The 15,602-nt window shown below is 59.3% G+C and carries 10 protein-coding genes; 3 read left to right on the top strand and 7 right to left on the bottom strand.

Annotated elements, in window-relative coordinates:
• The first annotated feature begins 60 nt into the window (after window positions 1-60).
• Together DXT96_RS19330 and DXT96_RS19325 are read left to right on the top strand one after the other, a co-directional pair.
• The gene (locus DXT96_RS19330; RefSeq protein ID WP_153516032.1) at window positions 61-1,209 is read left to right on the top strand and encodes an efflux RND transporter periplasmic adaptor subunit; all 1,149 of its coding nucleotides are present in this window, start codon (window positions 61-63) and stop codon (window positions 1,207-1,209) included.
• Window position 1,210: 1 nt separating this feature from the next.
• Window positions 1,211-4,369: an efflux RND transporter permease subunit gene (locus tag DXT96_RS19325; RefSeq protein ID WP_153516031.1), complete on the top strand. Its 3,159-nt coding sequence runs from the start codon at window positions 1,211-1,213 to the stop codon at window positions 4,367-4,369.
• A gap of 288 nt (window positions 4,370-4,657) precedes the next feature.
• Here the strand turns inward: DXT96_RS19325 and DXT96_RS19320 are convergent, their stop codons facing one another.
• Window positions 4,658-5,200 carry an NUDIX hydrolase gene (locus tag DXT96_RS19320; protein WP_153516030.1) on the bottom strand — a complete coding sequence of 181 codons (543 nt, stop codon included), beginning with the start codon at window positions 5,198-5,200 and terminating at the stop codon, window positions 4,658-4,660.
• A gap of 339 nt (window positions 5,201-5,539) precedes the next feature.
• Between DXT96_RS19320 and DXT96_RS19315 the strand changes: the two genes are divergently transcribed.
• Window positions 5,540-6,331, top strand: coding sequence for a Ku protein (locus DXT96_RS19315; protein WP_153516029.1), 792 nt, complete (start codon window positions 5,540-5,542; stop codon window positions 6,329-6,331).
• A gap of 3 nt (window positions 6,332-6,334) precedes the next feature.
• Here DXT96_RS19315 and ligD read toward each other — a convergent pair whose 3' ends face one another.
• The 6 genes from ligD to DXT96_RS19285 form a co-directional block, all read right to left on the bottom strand.
• Complete coding sequence (gene ligD, locus DXT96_RS19310; RefSeq protein WP_153516028.1) at window positions 6,335-8,827, bottom strand: DNA ligase D; 2,493 nt, start codon at window positions 8,825-8,827, stop codon at window positions 6,335-6,337.
• Between the two features lie 3 nt (window positions 8,828-8,830).
• On the bottom strand, window positions 8,831-9,658 hold the full coding sequence (locus DXT96_RS19305) for a Ku protein (RefSeq protein ID WP_153516027.1): 828 nt from the start codon (window positions 9,656-9,658) through the stop codon (window positions 8,831-8,833).
• Window positions 9,655-9,939 (bottom strand): hypothetical protein, encoded by a 285-nt coding sequence (locus DXT96_RS19300; protein WP_153516026.1) that lies wholly within the window; start codon window positions 9,937-9,939, stop codon window positions 9,655-9,657. The genes DXT96_RS19305 and DXT96_RS19300 overlap by 4 nt, the downstream gene beginning before the upstream one ends.
• Window positions 9,940-10,148: 209 nt before the next feature.
• On the bottom strand, window positions 10,149-12,491 hold the full coding sequence (locus DXT96_RS19295; protein WP_153516025.1) for an EAL domain-containing protein: 2,343 nt from the start codon (window positions 12,489-12,491) through the stop codon (window positions 10,149-10,151).
• 177 nt (window positions 12,492-12,668) lie between these two features.
• The gene (locus DXT96_RS19290) at window positions 12,669-13,772 is read right to left on the bottom strand and encodes a hypothetical protein (RefSeq protein WP_153516024.1); all 1,104 of its coding nucleotides are present in this window, start codon (window positions 13,770-13,772) and stop codon (window positions 12,669-12,671) included.
• Window positions 13,773-14,015: 243 nt separating this feature from the next.
• Complete coding sequence (locus tag DXT96_RS19285; protein ID WP_153516023.1) at window positions 14,016-15,602, bottom strand: ABC transporter substrate-binding protein; 1,587 nt, start codon at window positions 15,600-15,602, stop codon at window positions 14,016-14,018.

Below are 15,602 nucleotides of genomic sequence, written 5' to 3'. Positions count from 1 at the left end.
GGGCGACGTGACGGCTCGGTGAGCCGTTACCCAAAGAACTTTGCCTGGAAGGATTGTGTTATGTGGGTGAAGAGAAGCATCAAGGCCGGGATCGCGCTTGCGGGCTGCGCGCTCGTCGTTACTGCCCTCGACCCGGCGCGCGGCAGCGTCGATGCCAACGAGCGCGTCAGGGGAATTGTCGAAGCCACCACCCTTAGCCCGGCCGGCATTCCCTTCGAACTGACGGCTTCGGAAACGGCAAAGATCGGCGCACGCCAGATGGTGGAGAAGCTCAGCATCAGCGGTGAACTCCAGCCGGTCAACCGCATCGTGATCCGCGCCCGCGAGGCCGGGAAAATTCTGGAGATGAACGTCCGGGACGGACAGGCGGTCAGGGCCGGTGATGTAGTGGTGCGCTTTGAAACCGATGACCTGCAAGCGGCGCTGCTGCAACGGCAAAGCGACCGGGATGCGGCCGAGGCCGAACTGACGCTGGCGATGCTGGCACTGGCGAGAACCGAACAGCTTGCCAACAAAAACATCACATCGGCGGAACAGCTGGACAAGGCGAAAAGCGATGTCGTGGTGAAAACCGCAAGGGTTCAAAGCCTTTCGGCCCAGACGGATATCGCCCGCCTCGCGCTGAGCAACGCCGAAATCCGCGCGCCTTTCAGTGGCACTGTCACCCGCCGGCTGGCCGAGGCCGGCGCGCGCGTCAGTGCCGATGGCGAGCTTCTCACACTGGTCGATACCAGCGTGCTGGAAGCGAAGGTTCTGGTCGCCACCCGCGATATTCCCCGTGTAAACCTTGGCCAGACGGCGGAACTGGAGATTGACGGCCTCGGTGGCCAGACCGTCAAAAGCACAGTCGAGCGTATCAGCCCGGTTGCCGAGGATGGCACACGTTTTGTCGCCGTCTATCTGCGGCTTGCCAATCGCGACGGCCGGCTGTGGGGCGGAATGTTTGCCAGCGGATCTATCCTCGTCCGCGAAAAAAACGATGCGCTGGTAGTTCCCGCCATCGCGCTTCGCAAGGATGAGACCGGCTACCATGTGCTCAAGGTGACGGACGGTCATTTGCGTCGCCAGACGGTGGCGCTCGGATCGCGCTGGAACGGCGGCAGCCTGATCGAGATCGCCACGGGCCTGAAGGATGGAGAAACGATCCTGACTGCACCGCTTCCGGAATTACAGCCGGACATGGCCGTGACCATCGATAAGGCAGGCTGACATGTTTTTGACCCGTATATCCGTCTCCCATCCCGTCTTCGCCACCATGATGATGGTGACATTGCTGGTCATGGGCCTCTTTTCGCTGCAGCGGCTGGGGCTGGATCAATATCCCAATGTCGACGTGCCCGTCGTCGTCGTGGTAACCACCTATCCGGGTGCGACGCCGGAGACCGTGGAAACAGAAGTGACACGCCCGGTCGAGGACGCGCTGAACGCCATCGGCGGTCTGGATGAGATCACCTCGACCTCTTATGAGGGACGCTCCGTGGTCGTCGTGAAATTCAAGCTTGAGGTACAGGGGGCCGCCGCGGCACAGGATGTACGCGACAAGGTCGCCGCCATCGAGGCGAATTTGCCCGAAGACGCCAAGAAGCCGGTCGTCTCGCGTTTCGATCCCGCCGCCGAACCTATCCTCTCGCTGGCAATCAGTTCGACGTCGCTCGATGTGCCGGCGCTCACCACCCTTGCCGACCAGAAGGTGGTGCGCCAGCTGACTACCGTTGAAGGTGTCGGACAGGCGACGCTGGTGGGCGGCCGCAAACGGCAGATCGACGTTGCTATAGACGAAACCCGCATGCGGGCGCTCGGGGTCGGCGTCAACGAGGTGGTGAACGCGCTGCGCACCGGCAACGGCAACAGCCCGGCCGGCAGCATCGTCGATCCCGTATCCGAACGCACGATCCAGGTTCAGGGTCGCGTCGAGGAACCGCAGGCGCTGCTGGACATGGTGGTGGCGAGGCGTGGTGGCGCGGCGATCCTGCTGCGCGACGTCGCCACGGTTTCCGAAGGGGCGGTCGATGCCGAAAGCCGCGCCCTCTATAATGGCCAGACGGCGCTGGCGATCGATATCGTCAAGGTTCAGGACGCCAATACGGTTCAGGTCGTGACGGATGTGAGGAACCGCCTCCAGCAGCTCAATACCGAGCTGGCCACGCAGAATGTCCAATTGCGCATCGTCACCGACACCTCCACGCCCATTCGGGAATCCGTCAATCAGGTGCAGACGACGCTGATCGAAGGGGCGGCGCTCGCTATCGCCATCGTTTTCCTGTTTTTGAATTCCTGGCGCAGCACGGTCATCACCGGCCTGACACTGCCAATCGCCATCATCGGTACGCTTGCCGTCATCGATTTTCTTGGTTTCACCCTCAATACACTCAGCCTTCTGGCGCTCACACTCTCCATCGGCATTCTGGTGGATGACGCCATCGTCGTGCGCGAGAACATCACCCGTCATCTGCATATGGGCAAATCCCATATCCGCGCGGCGCTCGACGGCACCAACGAAATCGGCCTTGCGGTGATCGCGACAACCGCAACCATCGTGGCGGTCTTCCTGCCAGTCGCCTTCATGGACGGCATCATCGGCCGGTTCTTCTATGAATTCGGCGTCACCGTCTCGGCCGCGGTGCTGATCTCACTCTTTGTCGCCTTCACGCTTGATCCCATGCTTTCGAGCGTCTGGTACGATCCGGATGCACAACCCGATGCCAGACGCGGGCCAATCGGGCGGTTGATTATGCGCTTCGATCATGGTTTCGAATGGCTGGCCGAACAATATCGGCATGTGATCGGCTGGACATTGCGCCACCGGCTCATCACCCTGCTCACCACATCGGGCATCTTCATCGGCAGCCTGTTCATGGTGCCGCTGGTCGGCGTGGAATTCGTGCCTGCTACCGATGAAGGCCGCTTTCAGATTACCGTGACGGCCCCGGCCGGTTCCTCACTGGATTACACGACGGCAAAAGTACGGCAGGTCGAGAAGGCGCTGAGGGAGTTCCCCGAGGTCGAAACGCTCTATTCCACCATCAATACCGGCGGCGCGGCGGGCAAGCAGCGAGCCACGGTGCTGGTGGGGCTGGTACCGCTGACAATGCGCACGCAAACGCCGGCGACGCTGGCCGAACCGATCCGCAAGCGCCTGTCAGCCATACCGGGCATAGAGGTTGCGATCCTTCAGGACGGTCTTGGCGGCGGCGAAAGCCCGGTGCAGCTCAGCATCCTCGGCGACGACCGGGCCATTCTCGAAAAAATCGCCACCGGTCTGGTCGAGGACATGAAAAAAATCCCCGGCCTCGTGGATGTGAATTCCAGCGCCCGCAATGTGACCTCGGTCCTTTCCGTGCGTCTTAAACGCGAGGCGGCGAGCGATCTTGGCATTTCCCGCTCCGATCTAGCCACGGCCCTCTCCTCGCTCATTGGCGGTGAAGATGTTTCGAAATGGACGGATAGGAACGGCAACAGCTATGACATCGTCGTGCGCCTGCCCGGCGAACGTCGTTCCGATACCGCAACCCTCGGCGAATTGATGATCGCGACCGGTCGCACGACGTCAAATGGCACGCCGGTGATGGTGCGTCTCGATCAGGTGGCCGAGATCGGCGCTGCCCCGGCACCGGCCGAAATCCGTCGCATCGACAATCGCCGCGAGGTGCTGGTTTCAGCCAATCTTGCAGGACGCACGCTTGGTGACGTGACGGATGCCCTCCAAAACCTGAGCGCTGCCCGCGATCTGCCGGATGGTTATCGCATCCGCTTCGGCGGCGAGGCCGAGACGATGCAGGAGACCATCGGCCATATGGTCAAGGCGCTCATCATGGCGGTTATTTTCATCTATATCGTGCTTGCCTCGCAATTCGGCAGCTTCCTGCAGCCGCTCGCCATCATGGCCTCGCTGCCGCTCTCGTTGGCCGGCGTCCTTCTGGGTTTGATGGTCGCCGGCAGCACGATCAATATGTTCTCGCTGATCGGCTTCATCATGCTGATGGGCCTCGTCACCAAGAACGGCATCTTGCTGGTGGACTTCGCCAATCGGGAAAGAAAACGCGGGCTTTCGCTGAACGAAGCGCTGGCGAACGCCGGCGTCATCCGCTTCCGACCGATCATCATGACGACGCTTGCGATGATCTTCGGCATGATCCCGCTTGGGCTGGCAATCGGCGGTGGCGGTGCGCAGCGCGCGCCGATGGCGCATGCGGTGGTCGGCGGTCTCATCAGCTCCACCCTCCTCACCCTGATCGTCGTGCCGACCATCCTGTCCTATATCGACAGCATCGTCAGGCGTTTTGCCCACCTTTTGCCGAAAGCGCCGGATGAAGCGGGAAAACCGGACACGGCAGAGTCGGGCCAACCCCGCGAGGCGCAGCCCGTCTGAAAGCCCCTTGTTTCGCAAGGAAACTGGTTATTGACGGGAGAAGCGGCAACGCTTTTCCCATCAATGGGGCAACGGGTCTTACCGGAGCAGAAGTATGGTGGCCGGTCCCGCCAGAAGCACGGCAAAAACGACGATGGGATGGATGTAGCGGCCAAGAAGCCGCGTGGCGGCACGATATAGACGCATAATGCACCTGACGAAATTCATCCGGCAAAATGGAGTATGTCGTATTGCAACGGCATTACGGCGTAAGGTCTGGGCTCTGCTCACGGAAAACATGGCGGCCCGTCAGGGTCTCTCACCCGCCCTGTCTTTCCTTTTGCCCTTGGGCTTGAAATCAACCAGCAACGATTTCAGTTCGATTTCCCGAACGCGCCTCGCTGCCTCATCCGGACGGACCCATTCGACCAGGCGTTCGCCACGTTCCTTGAAGCTCGTTTCCGCACCCGTCACCTCGATCTGGAACACATCGACCATGCACGGGACGACATCGCCATTGTCGAGCATCTTCAGATAGGTGTAACGGCCAATGGCGGCCTTTCTCACCCGGCCGCGCACGCCCGCCTCTTCCCATGCCTCGATCGCCGCCGCTTCATGCGGCTTCTTGCGTTTCATCGGCCAGCCGCGCGGAATGATCCAGCGCTGGGTGGTGCGCGACGTGACGAGAAGGATTTGGATATCGTCCCCGTTACCGCCGTAGCGAAAACACACGGCGGCATATTGCTGCCGAAAAGCGCCGGTGAAGAGCTTTTCGGGGACGGCAGCGAGTTGCTGAAGCAGCGTCAGGGGGCGCGCCGGACGGGTTTTCCGGCTTTTCTTGGAAGATTTCATTTGCGTTGATAGTGCCGATTTTCCGGGTTGCATCAATGCCCTGCCCGAATTTATGACAGTTTTATGACAGTTACCCCCTACAACATAAATGGTGCCATGAGGGTCAATTCACATGATGTGCATTTTCCGCGAGCTGATGCCGCGCGGGGATCATTTCTTTGACCTGTTCAGAGAACATTCCGAAACCGTATTCAAAGCGGCCAGTTCTCCGGATCAACTGTTTGTTGGCACAGGCGTCGAGAGGAATTGCGACCTGTCGTTGCCCTCTCCCGGAACAAAAGCCACCCTGTTGCTGTTTGATCCGCGAGACCAACGGCGACGAAACGGATCGCGGATCACATGGCACGGCAGGTTTTCTGGAAGGGTTATCTGAAGCTGTCGCTGGTGACCGCTGCCGTTTCGCTGACGCCCGCCACCACGGAAGGCAATAAATACCGCTTCCACATTCTCAATCGCAAGACCGGCAATCGCGTCGAAAGCCGCTATGTCGACAGCATCACCCACCGGCCGGTAGCGGCGAAAAACCAGGTGAAGGGTTTTCCCCGCGCCGAAGACGACTATGTGCTGCTGGAAGATGACGAGATCGATGCAGTGGCGCTGGAAAGCACCCGCACGATCGACATCAAGACCTTCGTTCCCACAGGTTCCATCGACTGGATCTGGTACGACCGCCCGCACTTCCTGCGGCCGGAAGACAAGATCGGCGCGGAAGCCTTCAGCGTTATCCGGGAGGCCATGTCGGCGAATGGCGTTGTCGGTATCGCACGGCTCGTTCTCTACCGTCACGAAAGAGCCGTACTGCTGGAGCCTTCCGGCAAGGGCATCATTCTTTGGACCCTGCATTATGGCGAGGAAGTGCGCGAGAGCATTGATGCGCTTGAGCCGAAAATGAAAATCGACAGGCCCCTGCTGGATGCCATGGAAAAACGCATCGGCAAACAGAAGACGGGCTGGAAGCCGACCCTGGTGCAGGACCCCATCCAGAAAAAGATCAAGGCGCTGCTGAAGACCAAAGGTGACGAGACCCCGTCCTCGAAACAGAAAACCGGCACGAAAGCCCGCACCGGTGGCAATGTCATCAACATCATGGACGCTCTGAAGAAAAGCCTTGCCGCCGACAAGCGACGCTAGGTGTTAGCCGGCCTTTTTCGGCAGCGGCCGGGCAGCGGCGAAAAATCCGTCCCATGGGTCTTTCTTGAGGACTGAGAGACGCGCACCAATATTGGCGACGGTGAAATGCGCCGGGCCAATCTCGGCCGTGAGTTCCGACCATTCCAGCGGTGCGGAAATGGCCGCACCGGGCCGGGCACGCGTCGAATAGGGCGCGACCGCCGTATTGCCCCTGCCATTGCGCAGATAATCGATGAAAAGGCGGCCCCGGCGTTTTGCTTTCGTTGCCACGGAAAGATATTTATCAGGTTCAGCCTTCGACATATCGGCGGCCATCGCTTTCGAGAAAGCCTTGACGGATGCCCAGCCTGCCTGCGGTTTCAGCGGCGCGACGACATGCAGGCCCTTGCCGCCCGAAGTCTTGACGAAGGCCGCAAGCCCGGCGTCCTCGAAACGTCGTTTCAATTCCATAGCCGCCTCGATCACCTCTTCCCAGGCCACGTCTTCGCCGGGATCGATATCCATGGTGATCATGTCGGGTTTCTCCCAGTTGGCGGTGGTGGCGCCCCATGGGTGAATTTCGAGCGTTGCGGACTGGACCAGAGCCATAAGACCGTCGAAATCGGTGATGCGGATGAGCGGTTCACCGCCCTTGTCCTTGGGATCCTTGATCTGCTCCACGGCCTTGTTGATGCCGCGCCAGGCGTGTTTCTGAAAAAACCGCTGCCCCTCTATGCCTTCGGGACAACGCAGCAGCGCCAGCGGTCGATCGACAACGAAGGGCGACATATGCCGCCACACCTGCGCGTAATAATCGGCGAGACCCTCCTTGGTCACACCGTCATCAGGCCAGTAAAGCCGGTCCGGATGGGTGAATTTGATGGCGGATTGCGGCGCGTTTGTATCGCTCACGGCCTTCTCCTCGCGTTCGATTTCTTCCACCGGCTTGTCTTCGCGCAGGCCGCGGAAGGAAGCGTGACGCAGATTGCCATCTCCAGACCAGGCTCGGAACTCCACTTCCGCCACCAGTTGCGGCGTAACGAAGTGAAGGTCACGGCGCGCAAGCGCGGTGAGCTTGTCGCCAAACGGGCTTTCCTCACTTTCCAGCGGCTTCAGGCGGCCAAGCAGCATTTCCGCCACTTCGCCCGTGTAGCCGGTACCGACGCGGCCGACATGGCGCAGCTTGCCCTTTTCATAAACGCCAAGCGCCAGTGAGCCGATGGCGTGGTCCGATGTCGAAGAGAGCGTGTAGCCGCCGATGACGAATTCCTGCCGCATGGAACATTTGGATTTCACCCATTCGCCCTTGCGGCCGGAAACATATTGGCTGTTCTTGACCTTGGAAATAACGCCCTCAAGGCTGAGACGGCAGGCGTGGTCCAGCACAAGCTCGCCACTCTCCTCGAAATGTTCGCTGTACCGAAGCTTGGGATCGCCCGCTGGCAGCAGCTTTTCCAGCAACGCCTTGCGATCGGTCAGCACCGCCCCACGCAGATCGGAACCATCGAGATATAGCAGATCAAAGGCGTAAAAAACGAAACGATCACTCCGCCCCTCGCTCAGATCCTGCTGCAACGCCGAGAAGTCGGAGGCGCCGCTGTCGCGTTCCACCACGATTTCCCCGTCCATCAGCAGGGTTTCGGCCGGCAGGGCTTTCAACGCGCGTGCCACCGCATCGCCAAACTTCTCCGTCCAGTCCAGCCCGCTGCGCGTCAGAAGCTGGAGTTTGCCGTGATCGAGCCGCGCCTGCAGGCGGTAACCATCGAATTTGATTTCATGCAGCCAGCGGGAACCAACTGGCGGTTTCGGCTTCAGCGTTGCCAACGCCGGCGGCACGAAAGACGGAAGCGCCTGTTTGCGTGCGCCCCTGGGCAAGGCATGCGCCTGCTTTTGGCCGGAAGAAGAGGCAGCTGCCTTTTTAGATACCGGCTTGGAATTCCACGTGTCCTTCGGTTTGGCCGCGACGTCCTCGACGCTGCGTCCGGTCTTTACCGATTCCGGTCGCTCCTCCAGAATATCCGCTCCACCTTCATGTCGCGCTTCCTCGTCATCACCCTTGATCAGCAGCCAGTTTTCCCTGTTCTCACCGGGTTTTCCGTGCATACGAACCAGGTGCCAGCGCCCCTTGAGCTTGTCGCCGTCCAGTTCGAATTCGAGATGGCCCTTGCGATATCCTTTCCTGGCATCACCAATCGGCCGCCAGACGCCGCGATCCCACACGATGACCGTTCCACCGCCATATTGTCCTTTGGGAATGACGCCCTCGAAATCACCATAGCTTAGCGGGTGATCTTCGACATGCACCGCAAGGCGCTTGTCCTCCGGGTCTAGGCTCGGGCCGCGCGTCACCGCCCAGCTTTTCAGCACACCGTCCATTTCCAGCCGGAAATCATAATGCAGCCGACGGGCATCGTGTTTCTGTATCACGAAACTCGACCCCTCAGCTTCGGCCCGCGTGCCCTTCGGCTCCGGCGTCTTGTCGAAACTGCGCTTGGCGTTATAGGTCTGCAATCCCATGCATCAGCTCGCTTTCCCTGACATCTTGCGACCCGCCGTTCTGGTTTTCTTCCCGCCCTCGGCATTCGCACTGCGGCGAAGGGCCTCTTTCAGATCGATGACATTGTCTTGCTTCGGAGCGGGCCGTCTTTGGATTTCCCGGCCCTCGATCTTGGCCTTCACCAGCTCCGCAAGTGCATCATTATAGCGGTCGCTATAGTCGGAAGGATCGAAGGTGCCGGCGCGTGTTTTGATGATATGGCCGGCAAGCTCCAGCATCTCGTCATCGAACTGGATATCGGGAATGGACTTGAAGACGGTGCTCTCAGCGCGCACCTCGTAGCCGAAATTCAGCGTCGTGGCGACGAGAGCCTTGCCGCTCGGGCGGATCAGCAACATGCGATTGCGGCGGAAAAGCACCGCCTCGCCGAGAGCGGCGACGTTTTCGTCCTCCATCGCCTTTGCCAGCAGCGTCAGCGCTTCCTCCCCGCCTTCCTGCGTCGGCGCAAGATAGTAGGGCCTATCGAAAAACAGCTTGTCGATCTCGTCGCATTCAAGAAAATGCCGGATACGAATGACCTTGTCACTCTCCGGCATCAGTTTCGCGATCTCGTCACCTTCGATGATAATGTAATCACCATTGTCGCGCTCGTAACCCTTGACCTGATCGTCACGCCCGACGGCCTCGCCGGTATCGCTATCGACATATTGCCGTTCGACCCGGTGGCCGGTCTTGCGATTGACGATGTTGAACGAAATCTTCTCCGTTGAGGTCAGCGCGGAATAAAGCCCGATTTCGCAGTTGAAATCGGCAAAGGCAAGATGGCCCTTCCAGCTTGCTCTCCTGTTCATGATGCCCGCCCGCGATGACTGTCGGAAGATCGCTCATCACCCCGGTCGGCAGCAAGAATACGCTCGATGGCCGGCACATCCGTTTCCGCCAGCACCGGCATTGGGTCGGATGCCATCGCCTCCAGCACCTCCGGAGAAAGGCCCCCATTGCGGATGACCCATTCCATCGCCTCGCGGGTATGACGCTCCGCCTTCAGCTGCGCATAAAGCGCCAGTATCAGCCGGTCGCGGACATCAAAAGGTTTTATACCTGCGTCTGAACGTTCTGCCTGCCGTTTCATGTCACATCCTCAGGGCGTCTCAAGCAACAGGACAAGTTGATCTCGCCTCGGCTTGCCGGGAGACGCCATAAGTGACTTTAACGATTCGGATCAGTCCTCGTTCCATTGAGAATATGGTCGATAGCAGTCTTTTTTGCACGGCTACCCGGCTTTAATTGCCAAGGCGCGGGGGGAGGAACGGCAACGGCATCATGCCGCCGCACGTTCTTTCAAACGGAATATTTCTTCCGTGTGGTCGTGCCCGCGGCCGCGGCGGGCGCCACATCCGGTTTGCCGAAGAGATAGCCTTGCGCCTGCGCGCATCCTTCATCGACGACCATGCGATATTGCGCGTCGGTTTCAATCCCTTCCGCCGTTACCGGCAGATCGAGGCTGCGGCCAAGGCCGATCACGGCGCGCACGATGGCGCGGGCATTGTCATCATCGCTCATGGCGGCAATGAAGCTGCGATCGATCTTGATCTTGTCGAACGGGAAACTCTGCAGATTGCTGAGCGAGGAATAACCCGTACCGAAATCGTCCATGACGATGGCGACGCCCAGCGCTTTCAACTGGTTGAGGATGATCAGCGTCGCCTTGCGATCTTTCAGGAGTGCCGCCTCGGTGATTTCCAGTTCCAGCCGGTTCGGCGAAAGACCGGTCTGCATCAGCACCGTGCAGACGACATGGCCGAGATTTGCCAGAGAAAACTGCAGCGGCGAGACATTGACCGCGATTTTCAGATGCGGCGCCCAGGTGCTCGCCTCACGGCAGGCCTCACGCAGCACCCATTCGCCAAGCGAGATGATGATCCCGCTTTCCTCCGCTATCGGGATGAAAACATCCGGCGACACGACACCCCTCGTGGGATGCTGCCAGCGCACCAGCGCCTCGTAACCAACGACCTGACCACATTCGACGGATAAAACCGGCTGATAGTTCAGCAGCAACTCGTTGCGATTGACGGCAAGCCGCAAATCCGTTTCGAGCTGGCGGCGCTCACGCGCCTCCTGATCCATCAAAGGATCGTAAAATGCCAATATACCGCGCCCACCCACCTTGGCGCGGTAGAGCGCCAGATCTGCAGCGTGCATGATGCTTTCATCATCCCGACCGTCGCGCGGGAAAACGGCGATGCCGATGCTGACGCCGACGGCGGTCGGGTCGTTGGCAACATTCATTTTCACTGCGAACATGCCAAGGATGGTCTCGGCGAGCAGGCGCGCCTCATCCGCCCTGGTGTGCCGGGCAGTCAGGATGACAAACTCATCGCCGCCAAGTCGCGCAACCACGTCGCCTGCCCTTGCGCATTCATGAAGAATGGCGGCGACCCTTTTCAGCACCCGGTCGCCCTCGGCATGGCCGAATATGTCATTGACTGCCTTGAACCGGTCGAGATCGAGCGCCAGCAGCGCAAATTCGTCCTCCTCGTCGCAATTCTCGATCTGCTGGCGGAGCCGGGTCTGGAACATCGTACGGTTGGCAAGGCCCGTCAGCACGTCATGGCGTGCGAGATATTCGATTTCCCGTTGTGCCTCGCGCTTTTCCGTCAGATCGCGAATTGCCATCACCTCGCAGGGGCGACCACGATATTCGATCGTGCGCACGGCAAGTTCAAACACCTGTTGCCGGTCGGCCCGCTCGCGGATGGCCTCGACCGGCGCATGGCGCGGCAGATAGGCGGGCTGCCCATCGATGGCCTTGAACAGATCATCGGGATTTTTTCCGATGAGGGCTACCTCATCATTGCCAAGAAGTCCGGCAAAGCGGGTGTTAAGCTCGACGATACGGCCATCGCGCACGACGGCAAGGCCATCCAGCGTCGCATCGACAAGGCCCTTGAGATCGACAAGGTAACGATCCACCAGCGCCGCGGTAGCGGTCGCACAAAGGATGAGGAACGTTACGCCGGACACGGCGCCGATCACCATCAGCCTTGCGAGGCTATCGGGATCAGGACCGGAAATGGAGGGATCCGGCGACAGCACCGTTGCCGAAACGGTGGTGAAGTGCAGCGCGCAGATTGCCAGTATCGAAGAGCCGGCCGGAAGGAGGATATGCTGTTTCCAGGAGCCGGGACGGCGAAACAGGAAAAAGGCCAGAAGAAAAAACACCCAGGAAACGGCAAAACCGCCAAGGACAGCACCCCAGCGATAGCTGACGGTGGCAGCGACATCCATTCCTGCCATGCCGACGAAATGCATGACGGCGACCGAAACGGTCACCAGCGTTCCGACGATAGCAGGGCTGTAGCCTGCCTGCGATGGAACCCGGAGCGCCAGCCAGAAACCCAGAACAGGAAGCGCCGCTGAAAGAGCCGTGAAGGAAAAATCAAACCCGATAGGGACCGAGCCCTTATAGGCGAGCATGGCGACGAAATGTGTGGCCCAGACGCTGAGCCCCCCGGCAAAGGCGGCAGTCAGAACCCAATAGGGCTTGCGGCCAACCGGACTTTCCTCGGCGCGCAACAACAGGTGAAAAAACGCGAGCATGCCGAGCAGGCAGATCAATGCCGAAAGAAGCACGACCGCCCGGTCGTGTTGTACCGCGACGCATTCCAGAACCGTGAACATGATGCACTCTCCCAGCCTCTGAAGAACCGCCCATGATCGCACTATGAATTTGGTTTATTTATAAATCTCTAATGCAACTATTGATAAATGGCGTCATCCGTTCTGCGCCGAGCAGGAAATGCACCGGACCGGCGCAAAACATTGCGCTCGGTCCGGCGACGTTAGAGAAAAAAGCCGTTATTTCCAGCTTCGATAGTCAGCCGCAGTACATCCAAAGGGCGCCGGGCCGTCGGCGAAGCGTTCCTGCAGACGGGCGCAACCCCATTCATTAAGGGCTGCGGGCATCATATTGTTGAGGTCCATGCCCGGCGAATTGAATTGCGACGGCGCGGCTGTGACATACCACAGCCAGTAACCGAAGACCGCGACAATGATGACGGCCACGATTGCGACGAAAGTGCCCAGTCGCCGCAGAAGGCCCGGTTGTTTCTTTATCGCCGCACCGGCAGTGGAAGAGCCTTCCTGGGCCTGGCTCGCAACCATCGGTGCGATTGATGCCAGAGCCTGCGCCCTCTCCTCGTTCGACAGGTCGATCCGCTCCAGCTGGTCGTCGAGCAAAACCGGAAGCGCGGTATTGCCGTGCCAGACCGCCAGTGCAATATCGTATTTTCCAGTGTGGCCAACGACGACAGGGATGCGTCCCCTTTCCAGATGGGTGAAGGACTGCCGCTTGGTCTTGGCGTCTCTGACCGTATCGGCATAGGTCACGAAAAGACGGCTGCGTTTTTCGGCGACTGCCGTCAGCGCCACGGGGATAATGGTTAAAGGGGCCGGATGCCGTAATTGCAGTCGGGCTCGCAGGACGCGAATAAGCGTAAACAGCATTGCCAGACTGCCGAAACCGAGCAGGGCGACAAATACACCGAGCGTGATGATGCGGTTCCAGAGCATATCGATGCCGAGGGAGATCGTTGCAAGCTCCGGGTTTTTCGCGGAAATGACCAGCCCGGTCTCATAGTCGCCGGAATGGAAATCGACGAACATAACCTCGACTTGCTTCGTGTAGCTCACGCCGGCGTGCTCATAAGAAAGGTCCGCCTCGCATGTCGTAAAGATCGCCTTGCGGGTCTTGCAGCTGCCGTTGATATCACCGCTTTCAATTTCCAGCGGATCTTTACTGATCTGGTAGTCGCGCAATATTCCCGGGCCCTCAGCCACAAGCATCACCGCCAAGATTACCAGAAGCACCGGAATGGAAAAATAATAGGCTGCCGGCACCGAAATGACGCCACGCTTGAGGCTCAGCGGCCGCGACGGAAGTTTTATCTGGGCAAGGTTCATGATCGTCAACGTATTTTACGGGAGGTTGATGAGCGGAGTGTGCGACTCTCGCCCAGCGGAAGGAATGGTCGTCACACGGTCTAATCCGATGAAGTCCTTGAGAAAACCCCCAAAATTTCGGGATGATGACGATAATCGCCTGAAACCAACGGTTTGCCCTAAAACATCACGCTGCAACTGCCCATAAAAAACGGGCGGTAAGACCGCCCGTCACAGGTTTTCAGATGGTATTTGGTTTTACCCTTAGTCCTTCGTCACCTTTTCCAGCCGTGTCGTCTGGCTTGGATGGCCGACATAGTCCTTCACGCGCGCATTCAGCACGATCGGTTCGAACCGCTCGAACATCGGCAGCACGGCCGGCTTCTGCGCAACGAACTTTTCCTGCATCTCCGTGTAGATTGCGCCGCGCTTCTTGGCGTCGGGCTCAAGCGAAGCCTTTGCCGTCAGGGCAGTCAGTTCTGGAATGTCCCAGGCCGAGCGCCAGACGAAATTGCCGGCGTTGTTGGCGGCAAGCGAATTGTCGGGGTTGCTGGAAAACTGCTCCATGGAACCCAGCACATTCGGCATATAGGCGCCGGTCTGCGGAATGAGCAGATCGAAATCACGGGCGCGGTGGGCGGCGATCACATCCGAGCCGTTACCCTGCTGGATGTTGACGGTGATACCGATCTGGCTCAGCGACGCCTGGATCGCGGTAGCGAGGTCGATACGCGGCGTCTGCGCAATCGTCTTCAGATTAAGCGTAAAGCCGTTCTCGTATCCGGCCTCCTTCAAAAGCGCCTTGGCCTTCGGAACATCAAGCTTCCAGTCCGGGCTTGCAATGGCATATTCGAAGTTTTCCGGCACCGGCACGGTGCGCGCCCGGCCATAAGGCCCCATGATGGTCTTTTCCATGCCCTTGTAGTCGATGCCGTAAGCGATTGCCTCGCGGACCTTTGGGTTGGACAAAGGCTCCTTGCCGGCATTCATCGACAGGACATAGAAACCACCCGTCGGCACGCGCTGGATCTGAAAACCTTCCTTGTTGTTGAAGATGGCAAGGTCGGCCGCCGTCAGCGCGCTGGCGATGTCGATATCGCCGCGCTCCAGCATCAGACGCTCGACCTGGCTTTCGGGCACATGCCGCACGATGACGCGGCGCATTTTCGGGCTGCCGGCCACATAATCCTTGTTGGCCTCGAGAATGATGATCTCGTTGGGCGACCAGCGATTGAGCGTGAAGGGTCCGGAACCGGCGGAATTCGTTCTCAGCCAGGCATTGCCCCAATCATCATTGACCTCATGGGACTTGAGTTCCTTGCTGTCGACAACGCTGGCAATGACCATGGCCAAGCGATAGAGCAGCAGTTCGGACGTGGTTTCACCGGAAAGTTCGATGCGCACCGTTTTTTCATCCGGCGCGCTCACCAGCTTGTCGACATTGTCAGCATTGTAGCCAACACGTTTAAGGTTGGCGGCGGCCGCCTGGTTCATCTTCAACAGACGGCTGAACGAATAAACCACATCAGCAGAGGTGACAGGATTGCCTGAGGCGAATTTAGCCTCGCGAAGATGGAACGTGATGCCCTTGTCGTCTGTCTCCCAACGCTCCGCCAGCTGCGGCGAAACCTTGCCTGAACCATCCACAGAAATCAGGCGATCATAGAGATTGGCCATGATTTCGTTGGCCTTGGCTTCGGTTGCCTGATGCGGATCAAGCGACAGAACCTGAGCCAGCGACGTTGCGATGATGAGCTGGTCGTTGGGGGTTTTTGCCAGACTTGGCGCCGCGGGCACCAGCATGGCTCCCAGAACGGTGGTGAATGCGAGACGGATCAATGATTTTCTCAT

The organism is Agrobacterium sp. ICMP 6402 (assembly GCF_009498615.1).
Taxonomy (GTDB): domain Bacteria; phylum Pseudomonadota; class Alphaproteobacteria; order Rhizobiales; family Rhizobiaceae; genus Agrobacterium; species Agrobacterium burrii.
Note: the sequence above shows the minus strand (reverse complement) of the source record. Positions and strands in the feature narration are given on the sequence as shown.